Here is a 19,609-nt window from a genome sequence, read left to right on the forward strand (position 1 = left end):
CGATGGAGGCGACACGGCCTCGGAGGGTACGCGGAACGCACCGTTCACAGGTCCGCGTTCGGCGCGGCCCATGATCGGTTACGCACAAGCTGGTTCCTCGGCGCGCACGACGTGTCCAACCGACTTCGAGGAACGCTCAATGCTCAGGATCGCCGTCCCCGCCGTGGCGCTTGCCATGGTCGCTGCTACGCCTGCCTTCGCCCTTGAAGTGACCAAGAGCTTTATGGTGCCCGCGTTGCCCGAGGCGGTATGGAAGACGGTCGGCGGGTTCTGCGGCATTGGCGACTGGCACCCCGTCATCGAGAAGAGCGTGCTGTCAAAGAAGGACGGCAGGGAGGAGCGCACCCTGTCGCTGAAGGGCGGCACCATCGTGGAGCAGGAGCAGTCCCGCGACGACGGGAAGATGGACTACACCTACGCGATCGTCTCGGGACCGCTCCCGGTCGAGGATTACAAGTCCACGATCATGCTCGAGAATGACGGCAGCGGGTCCAAGGTGACCTGGACCGGCAACTTCAAGGCCAACGGCGCTTCCGACGACAAGGCGAAGGAAGCCATCGCCGGCGTCTACGACGCCGGCCTGAAGGGCATCGCCGCCAAGGCAAAGTGAGCGAGCGGGTCGGGCCGGAGTGGCGAGCCTAGCCGCTCGCGCTCCGGCTTCGCCGTCTGCGCTGGCGTCACGTCGGGTCCGGTTCCCGCCACGATGGCGAGGGACCGACCCTCGTCCCTCGAAACGCGGACCGGAGCGCGCAATGTTCTCCCCTCGCACAAGCGGGTCGTCCGCGTGGGCCATGCCGAAGCCGGGATGAGCAAGACCGTCATCAAGGACTTCCGTCGCGCCAAGTTCCGTTCCGACGGGACCGCTGCCCGTTGCGCCGAGCGGAAGGCCAGCATCGACAGGCTGAAGGTCGAGGACTGCGGCCGGGACGCCTTCCATGGCTCTAACCATTCTTGCGGGCCGGACCGAGAAGACACCCCAGACATTTCGACCGCTCCCTGACGACGTGCCGGAACCCCGTAAGCGACTGCCCGGGCCGGACGACCTGACCACCTGCGTGGAAGTTCGGGGGCCTCGGAGCGGGCGGTTGTCGACCACGGCGGCCTCAGCCGGCCTGATCTCTCAGCCGGGCCCGACGACCATCTCGAAGCGCAGGCCTTCGGCGTCGATGCTCCGCTCGAAACGGCCGCCGAGGCTGCGCTCGATGGTCTGCTTGAGGAGCCGCGACCCGAACCCGGTTCCCGCGGCCTTGGCCGCCCCGGACGGAGCCGGCCCTTCGTCCCAGGTGATACGCGTCGCATCGCCCGCCTTGCGACCCCGGACCCTGAGCGTGCCGCCCCCCGAGAGGGCGCCGTACTTGGCCGAGTTGGTGGCGAGCTCGTGGAAGATCATGGCGTAATCGTTCACCTTGCCCGGAGGCGAGACCACCGCCTCCTCGATGTCGACGTCGATGTTGGCGCCGTCCCGGTACGGGGCCAAGATACGCTCGGCGAGCGTGCCGAGCGGGACGTCTCCGTGGTCGCCATGCCGGGTGCGCGTCGCCAAGGCGGTCGCCTCGTGCAGCACGCCGAACCGCCGCGACAGGTCCTCGGCAAACGACGGCGCCGATTTGGCGTCACGGGCGACGATGGATGTCAGCGCCCGGGCGACCGTGAACATGTTCGATACGCGGTGGGCGAGCTCGGCGGTCAGCAGCCGCTCGGCTTCCTCGGCCCGCTTGCGGTCCGTGACGTCCATGAAGATGGCCTGCACCCATTCCCCGACTCGCCCGGCATCGCCGCCGACGCCCCGCGCCGAGATCCAGCGGGCGTCCGGGCCTTCGCCGATGCGGAAGTCGAAGCTGTAGGCTTGCGGGTCCCTCTCGCTGGCCCACCACTCCTCGATCATCCCAGGGCGGTCCTCAACATTCACGCGGGCGAACAGGGCGTCGATGTCGACCTCCGACCCCGGGACGCCCCAGAACTCGCGGCACAGGGCGTCGAGCCGGGCCACACGGCGATTCGGGGACCACGCCCACAGGCCTACGCCGCCACGGTGGATCGCGCCGGTGAAGTTCGCCAGCGTCCACCCGTCGGCCGTCACTTCGGAGCCCTCGGCCATGCACCCCTCTCGCTCAGGCTTATGCCGTGACGTAAACCCGTTGCGTCCCTTCTGGCTCCTGCACGAGCCGCCCGGCCGGCCGTGGCTGGGGCGAGGTGTCGCTCACGTTCAAGTGAGCTTCGGCGGCAACCAACCCTGAAAAACCTCGTTGACGGCCCATGTCCGCGAAGCGCCCCTTGGATGCCTCGGTGGTGCTCGTCGTCGAGGACGACGCCCTGGTGCGCCTGTACGCAGTCGAGTTGCTTGAGGATGTCGGCTTGTCGACGGTCGAGGCCTGCAATGCCGACGAGGCCTGGCGCATTCTTGAGCGGCGCGGCGACATCGGCGTGCTGTTCACCGACATCGACATGCCTGGGTCCATGTGCGGCAAAACCCTGGCCGCCCGCGTCCACGCCTCGTGGCCCGACATCCGGCTCGTCCTGACCTCGGGCCGGCATCGGCTCACGCACGAGGAAGTGCCTGACCACGGCCTGTTCGTGGCCAAGCCCTACGGCACACGGGCGACATCGTCGAGGCCATCGTCCACGCGCGGTGAGCGGACGGTGGAAGCGGCCCGGCGGCGACCGAATGCGGGCGTCGTCTCGCCCTCGGCCGCGGAAGCTAACATGCGGCATTAGACATCTAAGGGCCGCTGCGCGATCCCGGCTCTGGTGACCGGCCCGCTCAACGTCGAGGACCTCATCATCAGGATCGTGTGGCTCCGCACCTGGTAGCGTCTACCTCCACACGCAGATGGCGATTCTGCGGCCAAGCTCTGCTACCGGTACGGCATGACGGACACGACCTCGACCACGGCCGCAATCCTCGCTCGTGTGGCGCAGACCCTGGGAACCACTGTCGATGACCTCCTGCTCGACCAGCGAGCAACAGAGGACCGGCTCACCCGCAGCCAGCAGGCCGTGGAGATGATGAGGGCCTTCGAGCAAGTGGAAGATCACGAAGCTCGTCGCCGCTGCATCAGACTGATCAAGGATCTGGCAGGCACCCTGTAGGCCGGGTTGGACTAAAGTCCAATACGTGTAGGTAGACTTCGGACACAACCGAGACTTGCACATGGTCCAGAGTGGCTAATCCATGTTAGCCCTCCCGGAAAACCCGTGCCCAAACGCAGAGACCAGTTCCGACGGATCGCCGAGGCTCTCGACATGACCGTCGAGGAGCTCATGGCCTTCAGAATGCTCCCACGAGACCGCCTCGCCGAGATCCGTGAGCTGGCCGAGAGGCTGGGCGCCATCCCCGCCCAGGACGACGAGCCCCAGATACCACCAGCCACATCCGCGGGCCTCCAGGCCATGGATGTTTACAGGACGTAGGCCGGACCGGATGTCCTGCTCCGGTGCAACGCGAGGTGAGCCCGATCCGGACTCTTTTGTCGTGAAAACGTCCTGCGAATGTCCTGCGTTTGTTTAACCAGAAGCCGCCGTTCCGCTTCCGGACGATTTTCGTCGCCTAGGCTGACGACGCTGAATGACTAACGTGGATGGTTTGCGACCCGACCACTTATCAACGGCAGATCCCTCGAAGCGGACATCGCCGCTACATTTGCTCACCGCCCATTGTTCGGTCTGCTGCGAGTATCCGGCCTGCCGTCGCATTTCAGGACCGCTCGGCCGCATTTAACACGAGGGCCAGCAGCTGCTGACGCTTATCGGGATTACGAATACGCCTGTAGGTGTGCAGAAGAGCCTCGCAATCCTGCTCCATGATGCCATCGCTGTCAGTTTCGCGCCCTGGCATGACGGCAGTGGGCGGATTGTAGAGCTCTGCTGGGGGTACGTGCAGCGCTTCGGCGATTTGCGACACGAGCCGCGTCGCTCCAACGTGGCGCGACCACGGAGATCCGCAATCTTCAACGTCTTCCCGCACTTGCTCGCTCACGGAACTCAACGTTGGCCGCATCCGCTGTCCCATCGGCACCTCCACACTGAGACAGAACGTCTCCTGTCTTCGATCTTAGCATAGGTTGCGTTCTGATCGACGGTGGGCACATTTTTGGGTTGCCCAGATTGCGACAGGCACAATTTGTGCGATATGTACACAGGTCCGCCAACTATGGTCGACTGTCTAAGCAATAACAGGAGTTGCGGTGCGCAAACTCATGCCCCCATACGGTCTAACCTGCCCAGCAGCGTTCCAACAGGCGCTCGATACCGTCGAAATAGCAGGCTCTTGGGACTGGGATATTCCGTCTGACTTGGTACGTGCCGATACATTCGTGGCATTGCTTTTCAACGTCGATCCAGGTGAAGCCGCCATAGGGCTTCCCCTGTCGGCCTACATCAAGGGCATCCATCCCGAGGATCGGGAACACGTCCACGCCTTGATCCGTCGGTGCATCGATGAAGATACCCCGTTCGTCGCCGAGTACCGTGTCCGGTGAGCCGATGGCGTAACGCGGTGGGTTCTGGATCGCGGCCACATCATGCGGGATCTAGCGGGGCGCCCCACGCGTGGGCGCGGCATCATCGTCGATATCACGTGGTCGCGGACCGGAAAGCTTAGTCCCACCGCCGATGATCCCGCATCCTCCGTATCACCTTTGGAGGAGGCCGCAGATCATGCCCTGGCTGCGCAGCGAGTCATCGCTCGGCTACAAGACCCGATGCTGAAGGAGCGAGCAGACGCGCTGCTGCTGGCAGTTGGTCGGCGACTTGCTCAGCAAGAGCTCAAGGACCGTCTAAGACGTATGAACTAAGTGAGTTGAGCGCGTCAGCGTTCACGTAAAAAATTTCTGAATGATTGTTTACATAGAGCGGATTTTCCGGTATCCGAAGCTTGATTTTTATCTAGAATTCCTGCTGTGCCTGCCTTCCTCGGCGCGTTCGCCTGAGCGATAGGTAAAGACAGGAACTCAAGTGGTCGAAGAAAGCTTTGGACGCTCCTCAAGTGTCACCGGATTGGCAGCCGAACTCGTCGCCTCATATGTCGCCAACAACCCAGTTCCCGCCTCCGAGCTTTCGAAGCTGCTTGAGAGCGTACACGGTGCGATAGCCGCTTTAGCCTCCGGCGCCGCTCCCAATGCAGCTGCCGTCGCTGAGGAGGTCGAGAAGCCGAGCGCAGCCCGGATTAGAAAGTCGGTCCAGCACGACGGGATCGTCAGCTTCATCGACGGCAAGGTCTACAAGACGCTGAAGCGTCACCTGACCAGCCACGGCCTGGATCCGCGCAGCTACCGCGAGCGCTACGGCCTGCCAGCCGATTATCCGATGGTTGCTCCGAGCTACGCCGAGCAGCGCTCCGCCCTCGCCAAAGCGATCGGCCTCGGGTGCCCAGGCGGTCGACTGTCGGAGGAAGAGCCAGCGGAAGAAGCCCTCGCGAAGCCGAGGGGGCGACGCAAGGCGTAGGTCGCTTGCCGGGCACGGCGACGGCTCATGGAGGACCGTCGCAGTGTCAGGCGCCAAGGTGACCAGACGTTGGATCTGTGTCCGCTTTCAGGGCGGGCCAATGGTCTTCTGTCTGGCTGCATCGGGTCGCCAGCGGATCGTCCGCATATGCCCCATCTTCAGAGCCTCGGTTCGGGTGTCTCCTCGCCTCGCTGGCATGAGCCGGCGAGGAGACAGATGATGGGACACTCAGCACACGATCCGGCCACGAAAGGGCGGCCGGCCTGGAACGCTGGCCGCAAGCTCGGGGCCAAACGAGCCCTCAAACCTCAGCAAGTCTGGGCCATCCGGTTCTGGCTCGATCGCGAACGGCGCACACGCGACCGGGCGATGTTCGACCTCGCCATCGACAGCAAGCTGCGCGGCTGCGACATCGTCAAGCTCAAGATTGGCGACCTCGTCAGCGGTGGTCGCGTCCGGAGCCGCGCCATCGTCATCCAGCGCAAGACCGGCCGACCAGTGCAGTTCGAATTGCTCGAACCCGCGCGTACCAGCATCCTCACTTGGCTGGAGGCCAGGGGTGGAACGCTCGACGACTATGCCTTCCCAAGCCGACTTGACGGCGTCACGCACATCAGCACCCGGCAGTATGCGCGCTTGGTCGACGAGTGGGTGACGGGCATCGGGCTGCGGAGCGAGGACTACGGCACTCACTCCCTCCGCCGCACGAAGGCATCGTTGATCTACAAGCGGACAGGCAACCTGCGTGCCGTCCAAATTTTGCTCGGCCATACCAAGATCGAGAGCACGGTCAGGTACCTCGGTGTGGATGTCGAGGATGCTCTGACCCTGGCCGAAGGAACTGAAATTTGAGCGCTTGGCCCCTCGACGTCAGTGTCGAGGGGCTTCAGAATCAGCGTGGCAGCAATGTGCCCATCCCGGTATTCAACGGAGGAGGACAACATTTCAGAAGCGGACATCAATGCCTCAATGACCTGCCCTCGCTTCCTCGCGAGAGCGATGTCAGGGATTCCTTCACCGCCGAGATGACTAGAGATTGTTGTGGGCCTTTGGCGAGCGGAGCGGCTTGTCTGAGCATGAGGTAGGCGAAAGCGACGAGGTGGAGATCTTCCAGTGTGCTCGCATAGCGCTCGTAATTTTTGACGAACCTGCGGAAGCGGGTGGCTCAGGCAAAAGAGCGCTCGCCCACCCACTGGCGCGGCAGGAGCACGAAGCCGGGCTTGGCCTCGGGCAACTTTGTCACCTCCAGTTCGATGCCGTGCCCGCCGATGGGCGGCAAAGATTCATCTCCCAGACGTGGCGTGTCCGAATACATGGCATGCACTGTCTGTCCGACCCGTGGGCGATAGGAAACGTCAACGCGCGAATGGGTTGATCGATACCACCGGGTCACCGCAAGTGAGGTCAGTTGGGGCTTCGGACGCATTTGCGGCGGCGTCGGACAGGCCTGAAACTTTTCCCCCGCCGAGCCCCGTAGGCCCCTGCGACGCCCCTGGAGGGGCGCAGTATCAGGGAGACACCATGTCCAAGACCATTCTAAGCCTCGCTCTCGGCCTCAGCCTCGTCGCTGCGCCGGCGCTCGCCAAGAACCCGATGGTCGGCGGCGCGCCGATGTACGCCCAGAAGACCATCGTCGAGAACGCGGTCAACTCGAAGGATCACACCACGCTGGTCGCCGCCGTGAAGGCAGCCGGCTTGGTCGACACGCTGAACGGTCCGGGCCCGTTCACGGTGTTCGCGCCGACCAACGCCGCCTTCGCCAAGCTGCCGCCGGGCACGGTGGAAAACCTCGTGCAGCCGCAGAACAAGGCAACGCTGACGAAGATCCTGACCTACCACGTGGTTCCGGGCGTCTACACCGCCAAGGACCTGATGGCGCTCGCCAAGAAGCCTGAGGGACAGAACCAGCTCACCACCGTCGAGGGCGAGCCGCTCGCCGTCTCGGCCAAGGGCAAGAAAGTCTACGTCACCGACGTGAAGGGCAACACTGTTCCGGTGACCATCCCGAACGTCATGCAGTCGAACGGCGTCATCCACGTCGTCAGCGGCGTGCTGATGCCCTGATCGCGGGGGCGGGCGCCGGCGAGGCCGGAGCCCGCCTCATTCGCGCAGGAGCTTTCCGGAATAGACGACCGGGCCTGTCGGCGCACCGGTCGGCGAGCCGCCCTTCGGCTCAACCGACACCGCGAGGGTCGCACCCTCCGCACCGGCACGGAGGGCGGCCGGCACGGGCAGGCGTGCCGCCGGGTCGGTGACGAGGCCCAGCGAGCGTGGCGCGGCATTCGCCCCCACGAACCAGATCTCCAGGCTGCGGTCCGGCGGCGTCTCCGCCGAGAGACTGCGGACCTGAACGGTGCCGCCGTCGAGATCGACGCGCACGATCAGCGCCGGCAGGGTGCCGCCGCGGTCGACCACGGCGAGGTACTGACGGTCGGTGGCGGAAGGCCGCGGCCCGACTGCGAGCCAGAGGGCGAGGCCGGCCGCGAGCGCGGTCGCAGCCCCCGCGGCAGACCGCCAGATCCGCAGTCCGCGCTCCAGCCTGCGGACAGTCGCGCCACCGGCATCGACATCAGGTGAGCGAGCCGTCCCGATCCTGGCCTCGATTGCATCCCATACGTCGGGCGCGGGCTTGACCGATGGGACCGTCGCCGTGAGCGGCGCGAGCCGCGCCTCCCAATCGGCCACCGCCGCGCGAAGGGAAGCGTCCCGCTCCATCGCCGAGGCGAAGGCGGCGCGCTCGTCGGCGGTTAAGGTCCCGAGGACGTACTCCCCAGCTGCGCCGCTGGGGTCCTCCGCCCAGAAGGGCGCGGCGCCCGTGCCAACATCGCCGCTCATGTCGCCTCCAGGCAGCCGCGCAGGCTCATGAGGCCGCGGCGCAGCCACGTCTTGACCGTGTTGACGGGGCGGTCGTGCCGTGCCGCCAATTCCTCGCGTGACCAGCCCTCGCAATAGGCGAGGACGAGGCAGTCGCGCTGGGCGGGCTCGACGGCTTCGAGGCAATGCGCGAGGGCGTCACGACGGGCGAGGTCCGCCTCGCCGTCGCTTGTATCGGCGAGGCGTTCGAACCAGTCCTCGTCGGCCTGGGTCAGGCGGGCGACCTGATCCTGCCGAAGGCGGTCGATGGCCTTGTGCCGGGCGATGGCGCCGAGCCATGCGGTCGCAGGCCCGGTCCTCGGATCATAGGTGCCTGCACGCTGCCATATGCGCACGAACACCTCCTGCAACGCATCCTCGGCCGCGCCCCTGTCCCTCAGGATACGGAGGATGATCCCGAGAAGTTTCGGGGCGGCGGCGTCATAGAGCGCGCGCAGGGCCAGGCGGTCGCCCGTGGCCACGGCCGCGATCAGCTGCGCGAGGTCCGCGTTTGCAGGAGTCCCCACGTTCGGCACGGTTCCTCCCTTGCCGCGGGAAAGCGAATTCCGACGGGCTCCGGCGCATCGGCCGGTTCAGGATATACCTATGGCATGGGTTCGTCCGGAGGGACACGTGCGAGCCGTCAGAGGGGTTCGCGCGGCGCCCGCCATCGGCCGCGATACCCTCTCACCGCCGCTCGCCTTTTGCCGGCCCGAGCACGGTTTGACGAAGAGTGTCTACGGCGTGCCCGCCATCAAAGCCGGGTGGTCAGGTTCGTAAGCCAGGCCGGCGAGGCGTTGACCAGGACGGTCTCCGCAGCCTTGTCGTAGCCTGTGGCGATCATCAGGCCGGTGGCCACGAGGATGGCGCCCAGGGCGACCTTCAGCCCCTTGCCGAGCCCGATCATCCGGTCGCGCCAGCGCATCAGCACCTCGCGCGAGAGCGTACCGAGGAGCAGGAGCGGCAGGGCGGCGCCGAGACCGAACAGGAGCATCGTAAGCGCCGCCGTGCCCAGGTCCCGCCCCTGAGCGGCGAGGAGGGACGCAGCGCCCAGGGTCGGCCCAACGCAGGGGCTCCAGACCGCCCCTAGCAGCAGCCCGACCCCGAACTGCCCAAGGAGCCCGGCTGTCGAGAAACCGCCGAACCGGCCCTCGGTCCAGTTGCTCACCGGACCGGCGGCGACGGCGAGCCGGGTCTGGGCAGCCGGAACCATCAGGACGAGCCCGATCAGGACCAGCATAATGGCCGCGACAATGCGGAAGACATCGCCGTCGAGGCGGATGGCGAAGCCCACGGTCGCCACAAACAGCCCAATGGCCACGAAGGACAGCGCGAGGCCGGCGGCGAGGGCTGCGGGGCCGAGCCGGTGCTCCGATGCCGCGGCACCAAGCACCAGCGGCAGCAAGGGCAGCACACAGGGTGACAGCACCGAGAGGATGCCGGCGAGGAACGAGAGGCCGAACGTCGTGGCCACGACCGACCTACAACGCCTTCTCGACGGCGCCCTCGATCCACTCCGGCTGGGTATTGCCGACCGAACGACCCGTCTCCTTCTCACCCTTGAAGGTAATCAGGGTGCTCTGCCTCGTCACGCCAAACCGCTTCAGCACCTCCTTCCGGCTGTCGAAGTCGACGTCGAACACCTGAAGGTCCTTGAATCGGGGCTGGGCTTCCAGCTTGGCCAGGATCGGCTTCTGCGCCGCGCAGACGGTGCACCACGGCGCGGTGACGTGGACGAGGATCGGCTTGCCCGCCTTCTGCGCCGCCTCAAAGGCCTCGGGGCTGAAGACCGCCTCGGCGGCATTCGCAGCGGTACCGAACAGCAAGGGAGCGGCGGCCAGGGTGCCGAGCAGGAAGCGACGGGTGGTCATGGGCTGTCTGTGTCCTTGGTGATGGGTCTAGGCAGACGGTCGGCTCAATTGGTCGCCTGGGTGACGGCGCGATCGACGTTCACCCTTTCCGCCCAGTTCTTGGCCTCGGCCTGCCCCTTAAGGTCGATGAGCCGGGCACCGCTGACGTCGACGTTCTTGAAGTCCGCGCCCGCCACCGTGGCGCCGGTCAGGTTGGCGCCTGACAGGTCCGAGCCCATCAGCACCACGTCGGTCAGGTTGGCGTCCTTAAGGTCGGCATACTCGAGCCGCGACCGGCCGAGGTTGGCCCCCTTCAGGTTGGCGCCCGACAGGTTCACCGAGGTGAACACCGTCCGCATCAGGCCCATGGACTGGTTCTTGATGTCGGCCCCACCCTTGAGGTCGACCAACGTCGCGCCGCTCATGTTAGCGCCCTTGAAGTCTCCGATGGGCATGGAGCGGCTGAGGTCGGCGCCGCTGAAATTGGCGTCCCGGGCGGTGATGCCAAACATCTTCGCGTCCGCGAGCTTGGCGCCGGACAGGTCGGCCTTCAGGAACCACGCCTGTTCGAGGTTCGCGCCGCTGAGGTCTGCGCCACGGAGGTTGGCCTTGTTAAGGCGCGCCGTCCGTAGGTTGACGCCCCGGAGGTTCAGCCCTGAGAGATCGAGCCCGGAGAGGGACTTGTCGTGCAGGTCGACCGGCTTGCCGTCCGCGGCCTTGATCATCGCCTCGACGTCGGCGCGGCACATCTCGGCCTTGGTCATGGCGGGCGAGGACATGTCCGCCCCGAGCAGGAGGTCCTGTTCGGCCGAGGCGGGGCAGGCTGCGAGGACGGCGAGCATGAAGCTGAGGGCGAGGCGGCGCATCGGTTCACTCCCGGCGGCGCCACACATGGCGGGCGCCTTATCGTGTTCGTTGTGGCGCGATGCTATGCCGGCCCGCTGCACCCGGTCGGTGACCCAGGTCACACAAGTCCGGCGCGGCAGGAGAAATCGCAACGCGAGCCGGACGATCAGCCCGTCGTCAGGGCCGGGGGACTGTGCCGCCATGACGGATGCCCACAAGGTCGAACGTTGGATCGACCGGTTTCCGCTGCTTCAAGCGCTCAGCCCGGCGCACCTGCAGATCGCCCGGGGAACCGTCCACTTCCCGGTCCTGGACGCCGGCGCCATCGCCTACGAACTTGATGGCGAGTGCGCCAACTACCTGATGTGCCTGGAAGGCCGCACGCGCATCTTCCGGATGTCCGAGGGCGGGCGCGAGGTGCTGATCTACAAGGTCGGCCCCGGCGGCACCTGTGCCCTGACCACGCAGTGCCTGCTGTCCGGCGGCACGTTCCCGGCGCAGAGCGTGGCCGAGGAGAAGACCGAGTTGGCGGCTCTGCCGGTGGGCACGTTCCAGCATCTGATGGGCGAGAGCGCCGCGTTCCGCAGCTTCGTCATGGACGACTACACGCGGCTGATGTCCGGCCTGTTCACGCTGATCGATGAGGTCGCATTCGCGCCGCTGAAGCAGCGCCTCGCGCAACGGCTCCTGGCCGAGGCCGATCCGCGGGGTGTCGCCGCGGTGACCCATCAGAAGCTCGCGGACGACATCGGCAGCGTTCGTGAGGTGGTCAGCCGCCTCCTGGGGCAATGGGCAGAGGCGGGCCTGATCGAACTTCGTCGGGGCGCAATCGAAATCGTTGACCGTGCCAGCTTGGCGGCCGCAGGTCGGCAGTGACTTGGGCGTGGGGTGTCTGCTTTCTCGGCCGAGGCCAATCGAGCTTTTCGACTGGATTGGGTCGGAAGCAAGATGGCCGTTCAGGGTGGATTACGGCCGAGACGCTCTCCGGCGCAGACCCGGACGAAGCGGACGCTCCGGGATCAACTGGAGCAGGCGAACAGCGACTGGTCGGCCATAGCTCTTCGCAGCGGCTCCCGAGCACTCGTTCGGCATATGCGGCACCGACTTGGTAGTGGTGGTATAAAAACACCCCAGGAGTGGGGGCCCCCCAGGGTGTAGCCGACCTCGCGGCCAGTTTGATCGGGCTGGTGATACGAAGGTCCGCCGGAGGGCTGCTCTCGTGCGGCGGAAGGCGACGAGGAGGACCAACTACCCCTCGCCCACCGTCGCATCTCCCGGCACAGGGCCGGGAGCAGCTCGACGGATCTCAGTATGAGCCGAACTTGAAGTTCAGGCCGGCGCGGGCGATGGCGCCCTCGGTCCGGAAGCGGGAGATGTAGCCGATCCCCGGGCCGCCGACGGAGCCGACCAGCAGGTTGTGGCTGCCGAGGTCGTAGCGGAGGTACTCGGCCTTGATCGTCACGGCGTTCGACCGGAAGAAGTTCAGGAACGAGTCGGTGGGCAGGGCGTACTCAATGCCGCCGCCGTAGGCGTAACCAGTGTCCATCCGCGATCGGCTGCCGAAATAGGTCAGCGGCGCGGCGGTCTGGAAGCCGACGCGCTGGGTCACGTCGCCGTAGGCGAAGCCGCCAGTGCCGTAAACGAACACGCGGTCGAAGGCGTAGCCGACCCGGCCGCGGACGGTGCCGAGGAAGCTCAGGTCCGTCCGGTACGTGTTGGTCAGGACGTTCGGGTTGAAGGCCGGACGGAAGATCGACTGCACGCCGGTGCGCTGCAGATCCATGTACTGGGCGTCAGCCTCGATACCGACGACGATGCCGGAGCCGGGGGTGAACTGGTAATTGTACCCGACCTGACCACCGGCAGAGAAACCGTCCTGCGGCAGGCGGACGGCCGGGCTGCGCAGCAGGTTGTTCACGTTGCTCTGAAGGGCGCCGATGCCGACGGTCCGGATAGTGTCCGACTCGGTGTAGGCGTAGCCGGCGTTGATACCGAAGTAGGCGCCGGTCCAGGTGAAGACAGGGACGGGGGTGAACACTGGCGGCGGGGCGGCGCGGCGCGGCAGGTCGGCGGCCGAGGCGGCGCCGGTCAGAGCAGTGCTCGCAACCAGAATACCAAGCAGGTTTTTAATCACAGCAGTCTCTTCTTCGTGACACCAATCGCGCCGCAAGTTAGACGATAACGCAGCGCGCCGATGTACCATCCAAGTCACATCCCGAACTAAAGCTGCTTTAAGTCAGTTTCTGATGCCGGCCAGACTAAGTGGACCCGACTAGAAGACGGCAACGACATTGCCGTATCTATTTAGGGGCAAGATAAACGTCTCAGGCTGGCCTTTAATCCTCCTCCCTGCTCTCTCGTGCCAAAATTTCGCCATTTCCGGTCCTGCCGACCCAATCGCCGCGCATTCGGGCGATCTGCGCGCCGGTGTCGTTCTCGGGTGCGGCCAGGGAAACCGACGGGTTGACAGCATCGTTCACGCGTGAATGATTCAGGTCTGAACGGAGCGCCGCTCAATGGCGACATCGACAAAGCAGCCTGGGCTCAGGCTTGACGACCAACTTTGCTTCGCCCTTTACGCCGCGACGAACTCGGTCGTGCGCGCCTACCGGCCGCTGCTGGGCGAACTCGGGCTGACCTACCCGCAGTACCTCGTCATGCTGGCGCTCTGGCAGGACGGCGTGACGGCGGTGCATGACCTGGCCACCCGGCTGCAACTCACGTCCAGCGCGATCACACCCCTGGTCGACCGGCTGGAGGCTGCGGGTTTCGTCACTCGCGCTCGTGCCGATGACCGGCGCGTCGTCCTCGTCGCCCTGACGGAAACGGGCCGGTCGTTGGAGGTCAGGGTCTCGGAGGCTCAGCAGGCCGTAGTCTGCCGCACCGGGCTAGGCGGCCGCGACCTCGCCGACCTGCGCCAGGAGTTGAAGGAACTCGCCGACCGCGTCGCCGCGACGGGCATGGCCCGGGACGACGACCCGGACTGAGGATGCACCGCGCGCAGGCGGCGATGCTCTGCGGAGGCGAACTTTTCCTGCGTGGGTTCGACGGCGGGATGGCCGGCGACCCAGGCGGATCTATCGAGGGCCATGCGTGATTGCCGGCGCCCTCCAACTTGTCGGCTCGCGATGGGCCGGACGATGCCCGCACGCCATGCGGGTCGAAAATGAGGAGGAGACATGGACGCGCAAGCGACCGGGGATCCGGGGGGCGGCCAGCCCTGGGGACCCCACAACACGGTGACGGTGGTCGACCCGTCGCCGGTGAATTGGCTCTCAATCACCTGGAACACGATGGAGGAGGCCAACCGCGTCGACCACGATGGCATCGGCCAGCCGAGCCTCGCCGAGAGCTGGCGCTGGCTCGACAAGGAGACCCTCGAACTCACGATGCGGGACGCGGTCTACCAGGACGGCGAGCCCTTCAACGCGGCGATGTTCAAGCTCGGCTTCGACAAGGTCCAGGAATGGACCAACCCGCACCCGCCGGGCGCCTTCCTGAACTTCGCTCGGGACGTGACCTGCGAGGCGGTGGACGAGCGCACCATCCGCATGCGCTTCCCCGGCGGGGACTCCGCGGCGCTGATGAAGCTGCGCGGCATGCACCTACCGTCGACGCGGTTCTGGAACGAGTGGGGCTTCGTCGACCCGAAGACGGGATCGGCCGAAGGTCATTGGTGAGTCATCGACGCGCCTGGTCCGTGGGGGACTGGCCCGTTCGTGCTCACCGAGGGCGTCTCGCTCATCGATAGCCGCTCCGACCGCGTGGTCATGGAGCCCAACCCGACGTACTGGAACCCGGCCCGCAGGCCGACGGTCCGGATCGTCTACGACAACGTGATCGGCAAGGCCGAGGGCATCAAGTCGGTGGCGTCCGGTGACGGCCGGGTCGACGTGGTGTTCGACCTGACGCCGGACGAGGCGCACGCCTTCCCGGCAAGCGAGCACGGCAAGATCCAGACGAAGAAGGCGAAGACGATCCTGACGGGCGTCTTCAACGAGAACCGTCCGGACTCGCCCTGGCGCAAACCGGAGGCCCGCCGGGCGCTCAACCTCGCCATCGACCAGGCCTTCGTGCTGGAGCACGGAGCGCATGGCTACGGCACGGTGATCCCGGCCTTCATCCAGCCCGGCCGCTACGGCGCGGACCCGGACATGAAGCCGATGCTACACGACCCCGAGGGTGCCAAGCGCACGCTCGACGGCCTGGGCCTCGGGGGGCGGGAGTTGGTCTTCGTGGCGTCGCCCGCCTGGAAGGGCGTGGTGGAGGCCATCGGCCAGTGCCTCGCCAAGGTCGGCCTGGGCTGCCGCTTCGTCAGCGACCGGGGCGACCTGCCGGAGGAGTTCGACGTCAAGCTCGAATGGTATTTCGACTGGACGCCGCAATATCCGGTGGCCTGCGTGCACCGTGAATTCTTCGGGAAGGACGCGACCCTGCGCCAGGGTCCGGAAGACCCGAGGTTCGACGCCCTCTACGACAAGCTCCTGCATACGCCGGAGACCGGGACGGAGGGGGTGGTGCGCGAGGTGGAGCGGTACATACAGGACGAGGCCAAGGCCCTGTTCCTGTACTCGCCCTTCACCCTGTTCGCGGTGTCGGACCGGGTGGCGTTCACGCCCTACGACACCTGCATGTCCGAACTCGCCGAGACCCGGATCAAGGGTTGAGGCGGAAGGCGGCGCGGGGGGCTCCCGCGCCGCCACCTTCCGCGGACGAGAAGGCCGCATGATCGTTGTCACCGCCGGCCACATCGACCACGGCAAGACCGCGTTGGTGAAGGCGCTCACCGGCATCGACGCCGACCGACTGCCCGAGGAGAAGGCCCGGGGCATCACTCTCGATCTCGGCTTCGCCTACGCGCCGCGGGACGGTCGCCTGCGGGTCCCGCTCGGCTTCGTCGACGTGCCGGGGCACGAACGCCTAGTACGAACCATGGTGGCGGGCGCCACTGGTGTGCCCTGCGCGCTGCTGGTGGTCGCGGCCGACGACGGGGTGATGCCGCAGACCCGCGAGCACGCCGTCATACTCGACCTTCTCGGCCTCGACCGCGGCATCGTCGCCGTGACGAAGGCCGACCGCGCTGACCCGGAGCGCATCGCCGCGGTGACCGTGGAGATACATGCCCTCCTGGCAGGTACCGGCCTCGCGGGAGCGCCGGTCGTCGCCTGTTCGGCGCTGACGGGATCGGGCATCGACGACCTCGCCCGCCTGTTGGAGGCCACGGCTCGTTCCCGCGTCCCGACCGGTGCTGACCGCGGCTTTCGGCTCGCCGTCGACCGGCACTTCACCGTGCCCGGTGCCGGCTTGGTCGTGACCGGCGCGGTACATGCCGGCACGGTCCGCGTGGGCGACCGGCTGCTCGTCTCGCCCGGCGCGCGCGAGGTCCGGGTGCGCGGCGTGCGCGTCCACAACGCGGTGGCCGAGACCGCGCGCGCTGGGGAGCGCTGCGCCCTGAACCTGGTTGGTCCCCGGCTGTCCGTCGACGACGTGGGTCGGGGCACGTGGGTCCTGGCGCCGGACCTGCACGGTCCGGCGACCCGCCTCGACGTCTCCGTGCGCGTGCTGCCGCACGAGGGTCGGCCCCTGCGCCACCGTACCCCGGTGCATCTCCATCTCGGGGCGGCCGCGGTGACGGGACGGTTGTTGCTCCCCGGGGCTGGCTCGGTCGAACCGAGCGCGACCGCCCGGGCAGTGATCACGCTCGACCGCGAGATCGGCGCCCTGGCCGGTGACCGCTTCGTCCTGCGCGACGTCTCAGCCGTGCGTACGCTCGGGGGCGGTTGGGTGCTAGACGTAGACGGGCCGCGCCGGGGCCCCTGGACGCCGGAACGCCGGGCGGTCGTCGCGGCGCTTGACACCGTGGATGACGGCCGCGCCCTCCGAGGCCTCCTCGCCACCTCCGGACCCGGGGTCGACCTCGCCCGCCTCGCCCGCCTGCGCAATTTGCCCGCGGCGATGCTGGACGCCCTCATCGCGGAGGAGGGTGCGGTCGTCGCGGAGGATGGCCCGCGGCTCGCGTTCCAGGGTTCGCGGATCGCCGTGCTGGCCGCGCGCGTGGTGTCCGAACTCGCCCGGACGCACATGGCGCAGCCCGACAACCCCGGGCTCGCTCACGACGAGATCGCATCGACGGTGGAGGCCGGGGACCGTCCGGCCCTCCCGGCCGCCCTCGACGGCCTCGTCCGGACGGAACGGGTACTGCGACGCGGCGCGCTCCTGCACCTGCCCGGCCACGTGGCGCGCCTGCGTCCGGCCGACGCCGTCGTCTACGACACCGTTCGCGCCGTGCTGGAGGAGGCGGGCTTGGACCAGCCCCGCCTCACCGTGCTCGCCGAGCGCCTGGGCCGCCAGCCCGACGAACTCCGCCGCCTCCTCGACAAGGTCGGCCGCCTCGGCTGGCTCGTGCGTGTCTCGAATAGCTACTACGCGCTGCCGGAGGCAGTCGCCGAACTGGCGCGCATCGCGGACGCGGTGGCGCGGGAGCATCCCGAGGGCCTGCTGACGGTCGGGCGATTTCGCGAGACGGCCGGCATCGGCCGCAACCTGACCATGCCGCTCTTGGAGTTCTTCGATGGACGGGGGTTCACGGTGCGGATCGAGGCGGGACGTCGCATCCGCACCGATTGGCGCGTCCTGGCCTCCATCAGATTGGCATGACGCCGCGCTTGAAGGGTCGGGGCCGGATCCCACCGTCCTGCCACGGTGGGCATGACGGTGGGACGCTTATCCCAGCCCGAGCTGAAACCTTTCGGGACGGGCCTCCGTACAGGTCGGCATACGCCCGGCCAGGGCGCGGCGCGGGGCCCTGCTCCGGCGCCCGAAAAACTGTGCGCGGTCGCCAGCGCTCAAGGATATTTCTCTCGGAAAATCAGGAACTTGCGGCGCAATTCTCATCTTGCATCACTGTGCGAAGGGGGATTCCTTCCCCGTACAGGAGACATCGAATGAAGATCACCACCCTAGCGCTCGCGGCCTCGGTCCTCGGTGGCCTCGTGCTCGGAACCGGCGCCGCCTCGGCCGCCCCGATGGGCCCGAACGGCCTTCAGACCGCCCCGGCGGGCGTCACCCAGGTTCGGATGAGCAGCAGCGAGCGCATGATGATGAAGAAGCGCATGATGCATAAGAAGATGATGAAGCGCCGGATGATGAAGCGGAAGATGATGATGAACCGCATGTAAGCGGCCATCACGAGCGCGGCGGCCTGACCTTCGGGTTGGCCGCCGCGCCCCGCGGTTCCCGGGATATGTCACCCTTATGCCCCGCACGTACCTGCTGCTCGGCGTCATCGCAGCCGTCGGCGCCGCGACGCTCGGCGGCTGCGACCGCCTCGCATCGACCTGGGCCGGACTTCGCCGCTCTAGCCGATATCGCTAGGAGACGAAGGCAAGAGGCCGCTGACGGAGCAAAAGCCCTTTCTCTACGCTCAATTTATCCGATACGGATTTTGATGCCCCGAAACTGATCGTTGGCACGGTCATCATCAGCAGCGACCGCGACTATGGCGAGTATCAGCAGGGCGGTGAGGTTTATAATATTGATCACCGACTTCACGGCGAGGCGCGCGTTGGCATCAGCAGCGTAGCTGGGCCGTCTGGTCGTGCGCCATTTCGGGTCTAAGCGAGACGCCAAGGCCGCAGGGTCAGGGTCCGGTTAATTACCGCCTAAGCTTTGAAGCAGCCATTCTGCTTACGGCCAACTCAGGTCGCGCAGGTAGGTGCCTCTCAATAGCTGGGTTGGGTGGATAGCTGCCGGTTTGCTTTCGAGCGAATTGGCGATGAAACAGACATCGCCGTTGTGCCCGATCCAGATTCATCCAGCAGTTGCAATTTCAATTGCGGGGAAGAGCGAGACGATGGCCCCCGATACCGCCAAAGTGGCCAACACTCGATTGTGCGCTAACTGGTCATCGAGCCTGTCGCCAACGGGCGGGGGGACTATCCATGACCAAAGGCCTTCGGACCATCGTCACCAGTCTCGCTGCCTTGATCGCCAGCACGGGGGCAGGTCTCACGCAGGACCATGGAACGCACGGCGCGGTTACGCTGCCGGATGCCGCGAGCGCGACCTACCAACTGGGACCGCCGAACCTACCGAAGGGCACGCAAATCAGCATGGTCTCGGGCGATCCGAGCAAGCCCGGCGCCTTTGTCCTGCGGGTGAAGTTTCCCGCCAACACGGTCATCGCGCCCCATACTCATTCCGAAGCCGAGACGCTGACGATCCTCTCGGGCTCGATCTATCATGAGCACGGCACGACCATCGACAAGGCGAAAGGCAAGGAGCTGCGCACGGGCGGTTTCGTGTTTCTGCCCAAGGACATGCCGCATTCGCTCTGGACCACCGAGCAGCCGGTAGAGCTTCAGGTGAATGGCTCTGGACCCTTCGGGCTGAACTACATCAACCCCGCCGACGACCCGAGCAAGTCGGATCAGTAGATCTGATCGCTCGTACCGAACGCCTCATTCAAGGTGCCTGCCACGCCGGACACCGCGCCCGGAACGGCCCCTCTGTCGTGTTGAGGAAGCGCTGCTGTTCGGCCGCGTCGAGGAATCGAAGCAGAGTACAAATCTGCGCCCCGTCCTCCCGTCCATCTGCGCCACCCTGATACCGTCTTCTAA

The 19,609-nt window shown here is 66.5% G+C and carries 22 protein-coding genes and 2 pseudogenes; 15 read left to right on the top strand and 9 right to left on the bottom strand.

Annotated elements, in window-relative coordinates; all coding sequences use genetic code 11:
• Positions 1-139: 139 nt before the first annotated feature.
• Positions 140-610, top strand: coding sequence for an SRPBCC family protein (locus tag ACLBYG_RS29420; protein ID WP_447683835.1), 471 nt, complete (start codon positions 140-142; stop codon positions 608-610).
• A 195-nt stretch (positions 611-805) separates the two neighbouring features.
• The gene (locus tag ACLBYG_RS29425) at positions 806-1,000 is read left to right on the top strand and encodes a hypothetical protein (protein WP_447683818.1); all 195 of its coding nucleotides are present in this window, start codon (positions 806-808) and stop codon (positions 998-1,000) included.
• Positions 1,001-1,120: 120 nt separating this feature from the next.
• Here the strand turns inward: ACLBYG_RS29425 and ACLBYG_RS29430 are convergent, their stop codons facing one another.
• On the bottom strand, positions 1,121-2,098 hold the full coding sequence (locus ACLBYG_RS29430) for a sensor histidine kinase (RefSeq protein ID WP_447683819.1): 978 nt from the start codon (positions 2,096-2,098) through the stop codon (positions 1,121-1,123).
• A gap of 188 nt (positions 2,099-2,286) precedes the next feature.
• Between ACLBYG_RS29430 and ACLBYG_RS29435 the strand changes: the two genes are divergently transcribed.
• From ACLBYG_RS29435 to ACLBYG_RS29445, 3 genes are all read left to right on the top strand, one after another.
• Complete coding sequence (locus tag ACLBYG_RS29435) at positions 2,287-2,715, top strand: response regulator (RefSeq protein ID WP_447683820.1); 429 nt, start codon at positions 2,287-2,289, stop codon at positions 2,713-2,715.
• Between the two features lie 153 nt (positions 2,716-2,868).
• The gene (locus ACLBYG_RS29440; protein ID WP_447683821.1) at positions 2,869-3,090 is read left to right on the top strand and encodes a hypothetical protein; all 222 of its coding nucleotides are present in this window, start codon (positions 2,869-2,871) and stop codon (positions 3,088-3,090) included.
• A gap of 105 nt (positions 3,091-3,195) precedes the next feature.
• A complete protein-coding gene (locus ACLBYG_RS29445; RefSeq protein ID WP_447683822.1) occupies positions 3,196-3,411 on the top strand; it encodes a hypothetical protein in 216 nt (71 codons plus the stop codon).
• Between the two features lie 283 nt (positions 3,412-3,694).
• Here ACLBYG_RS29445 and ACLBYG_RS29450 read toward each other — a convergent pair whose 3' ends face one another.
• Positions 3,695-4,009, bottom strand: a complete 315-nt coding sequence (locus ACLBYG_RS29450; protein WP_447683823.1) for a hypothetical protein — start codon at positions 4,007-4,009, stop codon at positions 3,695-3,697.
• Between the two features lie 175 nt (positions 4,010-4,184).
• Between ACLBYG_RS29450 and ACLBYG_RS29455 the strand changes: the two genes are divergently transcribed.
• The 3 genes from ACLBYG_RS29455 to ACLBYG_RS29465 all read left to right on the top strand — a co-directional run bounded on the left by ACLBYG_RS29455 (position 4,185) and on the right by ACLBYG_RS29465 (position 6,294).
• The gene (locus ACLBYG_RS29455; RefSeq protein WP_447683824.1) at positions 4,185-4,478 is read left to right on the top strand and encodes a hypothetical protein; all 294 of its coding nucleotides are present in this window, start codon (positions 4,185-4,187) and stop codon (positions 4,476-4,478) included.
• Between the two features lie 475 nt (positions 4,479-4,953).
• Complete coding sequence (locus ACLBYG_RS29460) at positions 4,954-5,442, top strand: MucR family transcriptional regulator (RefSeq protein ID WP_447683825.1); 489 nt, start codon at positions 4,954-4,956, stop codon at positions 5,440-5,442.
• 219 nt (positions 5,443-5,661) lie between these two features.
• Positions 5,662-6,294 carry a tyrosine-type recombinase/integrase gene (locus ACLBYG_RS29465; RefSeq protein WP_447683836.1) on the top strand — a complete coding sequence of 211 codons (633 nt, stop codon included), beginning with the start codon at positions 5,662-5,664 and terminating at the stop codon, positions 6,292-6,294.
• Positions 6,295-6,487: 193 nt separating this feature from the next.
• Here the strand turns inward: ACLBYG_RS29465 and ACLBYG_RS29470 are convergent.
• Positions 6,488-6,706: pseudogene (locus tag ACLBYG_RS29470) on the bottom strand (IS5/IS1182 family transposase); the annotation flags it as partial.
• Positions 6,707-6,963: 257 nt separating this feature from the next.
• Here ACLBYG_RS29470 and ACLBYG_RS29475 point away from each other — a divergent pair.
• Positions 6,964-7,506, top strand: coding sequence for a fasciclin domain-containing protein (locus tag ACLBYG_RS29475; protein ID WP_447683826.1), 543 nt, complete (start codon positions 6,964-6,966; stop codon positions 7,504-7,506).
• 36 nt (positions 7,507-7,542) lie between these two features.
• Here the strand turns inward: ACLBYG_RS29475 and ACLBYG_RS29480 are convergent, their stop codons facing one another.
• The 5 genes from ACLBYG_RS29480 to ACLBYG_RS29500 form a co-directional block, all read right to left on the bottom strand.
• Positions 7,543-8,277 carry an anti-sigma factor gene (locus ACLBYG_RS29480; protein ID WP_447683827.1) on the bottom strand — a complete coding sequence of 245 codons (735 nt, stop codon included), beginning with the start codon at positions 8,275-8,277 and terminating at the stop codon, positions 7,543-7,545.
• Positions 8,274-8,831: a sigma-70 family RNA polymerase sigma factor gene (locus ACLBYG_RS29485; protein WP_447683828.1), complete on the bottom strand. Its 558-nt coding sequence runs from the start codon at positions 8,829-8,831 to the stop codon at positions 8,274-8,276. Before ACLBYG_RS29485 ends, ACLBYG_RS29480 begins: the two co-directional genes overlap by 4 nt.
• A gap of 218 nt (positions 8,832-9,049) precedes the next feature.
• Positions 9,050-9,769: a cytochrome c biogenesis CcdA family protein gene (locus tag ACLBYG_RS29490; protein ID WP_447683829.1), complete on the bottom strand. Its 720-nt coding sequence runs from the start codon at positions 9,767-9,769 to the stop codon at positions 9,050-9,052.
• Positions 9,770-9,776: 7 nt separating this feature from the next.
• Complete coding sequence (locus tag ACLBYG_RS29495) at positions 9,777-10,166, bottom strand: thioredoxin family protein (RefSeq protein ID WP_447683830.1); 390 nt, start codon at positions 10,164-10,166, stop codon at positions 9,777-9,779.
• A 44-nt stretch (positions 10,167-10,210) separates the two neighbouring features.
• Positions 10,211-11,011, bottom strand: a complete 801-nt coding sequence (locus ACLBYG_RS29500) for a pentapeptide repeat-containing protein (RefSeq protein WP_447683831.1) — start codon at positions 11,009-11,011, stop codon at positions 10,211-10,213.
• Positions 11,012-11,192: 181 nt separating this feature from the next.
• Between ACLBYG_RS29500 and ACLBYG_RS29505 the strand changes: the two genes are divergently transcribed.
• Positions 11,193-11,867 carry a Crp/Fnr family transcriptional regulator gene (locus tag ACLBYG_RS29505; RefSeq protein ID WP_331298285.1) on the top strand — a complete coding sequence of 225 codons (675 nt, stop codon included), beginning with the start codon at positions 11,193-11,195 and terminating at the stop codon, positions 11,865-11,867.
• Positions 11,868-12,297: 430 nt separating this feature from the next.
• On the opposite strand, the gene ACLBYG_RS29510 is transcribed toward ACLBYG_RS29505, so the two are convergent.
• Positions 12,298-13,125, bottom strand: coding sequence for an outer membrane protein (locus tag ACLBYG_RS29510; protein ID WP_234081517.1), 828 nt, complete (start codon positions 13,123-13,125; stop codon positions 12,298-12,300).
• A gap of 382 nt (positions 13,126-13,507) precedes the next feature.
• Here ACLBYG_RS29510 and ACLBYG_RS29515 point away from each other — a divergent pair, with 382 nt between their 5' ends.
• From ACLBYG_RS29515 to ACLBYG_RS29535, 5 genes and pseudogenes are all read left to right on the top strand, one after another.
• Positions 13,508-13,978: a MarR family transcriptional regulator gene (locus ACLBYG_RS29515; protein WP_266284582.1), complete on the top strand. Its 471-nt coding sequence runs from the start codon at positions 13,508-13,510 to the stop codon at positions 13,976-13,978.
• Between the two features lie 306 nt (positions 13,979-14,284).
• Positions 14,285-15,658 (top strand): annotated as a pseudogene (locus tag ACLBYG_RS29520) (ABC transporter substrate-binding protein).
• 58 nt (positions 15,659-15,716) lie between these two features.
• Positions 15,717-17,648 carry a selenocysteine-specific translation elongation factor gene (gene selB / locus ACLBYG_RS29525; protein WP_447683832.1) on the top strand — a complete coding sequence of 644 codons (1,932 nt, stop codon included), beginning with the start codon at positions 15,717-15,719 and terminating at the stop codon, positions 17,646-17,648.
• Positions 17,649-17,935: 287 nt separating this feature from the next.
• Positions 17,936-18,169: a hypothetical protein gene (locus ACLBYG_RS29530; RefSeq protein ID WP_447683833.1), complete on the top strand. Its 234-nt coding sequence runs from the start codon at positions 17,936-17,938 to the stop codon at positions 18,167-18,169.
• A 762-nt stretch (positions 18,170-18,931) separates the two neighbouring features.
• The gene (locus ACLBYG_RS29535; RefSeq protein ID WP_447683834.1) at positions 18,932-19,426 is read left to right on the top strand and encodes a cupin domain-containing protein; all 495 of its coding nucleotides are present in this window, start codon (positions 18,932-18,934) and stop codon (positions 19,424-19,426) included.
• Positions 19,427-19,609: the final 183 nt, after the last annotated feature.

This window comes from Methylobacterium sp. D53M, assembly GCF_053345625.1.

Bases quoted from the DNA above. Each gene is read 5' to 3' on its own strand.
- ACLBYG_RS29425 (WP_447683818.1), top strand. From the start codon at position 806: ATGAGCAAGACCGTCATCAAGGACTTCCGTCGCGCCAAGTTCCGTTCC.
- ACLBYG_RS29500 (WP_447683831.1), bottom strand. From the start codon at position 11,011: ATGCGCCGCCTCGCCCTCAGCTTCATGCTCGCCGTCCTCGCAGCCTGC.
- ACLBYG_RS29505 (WP_331298285.1), top strand. From the start codon at position 11,193: ATGACGGATGCCCACAAGGTCGAACGTTGGATCGACCGGTTTCCGCTG.
- ACLBYG_RS29475 (WP_447683826.1), top strand. From the start codon at position 6,964: ATGTCCAAGACCATTCTAAGCCTCGCTCTCGGCCTCAGCCTCGTCGCT.
- ACLBYG_RS29420 (WP_447683835.1), top strand. From the start codon at position 140: ATGCTCAGGATCGCCGTCCCCGCCGTGGCGCTTGCCATGGTCGCTGCT.
- ACLBYG_RS29535 (WP_447683834.1), top strand. From the start codon at position 18,932: ATGACCAAAGGCCTTCGGACCATCGTCACCAGTCTCGCTGCCTTGATC.
- ACLBYG_RS29515 (WP_266284582.1), top strand. From the start codon at position 13,508: ATGGCGACATCGACAAAGCAGCCTGGGCTCAGGCTTGACGACCAACTT.
- ACLBYG_RS29430 (WP_447683819.1), bottom strand. From the start codon at position 2,098: ATGGCCGAGGGCTCCGAAGTGACGGCCGACGGGTGGACGCTGGCGAAC.
- ACLBYG_RS29495 (WP_447683830.1), bottom strand. From the start codon at position 10,166: ATGACCACCCGTCGCTTCCTGCTCGGCACCCTGGCCGCCGCTCCCTTG.
- ACLBYG_RS29440 (WP_447683821.1), top strand. From the start codon at position 2,869: ATGACGGACACGACCTCGACCACGGCCGCAATCCTCGCTCGTGTGGCG.
- ACLBYG_RS29465 (WP_447683836.1), top strand. From the start codon at position 5,662: ATGGGACACTCAGCACACGATCCGGCCACGAAAGGGCGGCCGGCCTGG.
- ACLBYG_RS29450 (WP_447683823.1), bottom strand. From the start codon at position 4,009: ATGGGACAGCGGATGCGGCCAACGTTGAGTTCCGTGAGCGAGCAAGTG.
- ACLBYG_RS29480 (WP_447683827.1), bottom strand. From the start codon at position 8,277: ATGAGCGGCGATGTTGGCACGGGCGCCGCGCCCTTCTGGGCGGAGGAC.
- selB (WP_447683832.1), top strand. From the start codon at position 15,717: ATGATCGTTGTCACCGCCGGCCACATCGACCACGGCAAGACCGCGTTG.
- ACLBYG_RS29530 (WP_447683833.1), top strand. From the start codon at position 17,936: ATGAAGATCACCACCCTAGCGCTCGCGGCCTCGGTCCTCGGTGGCCTC.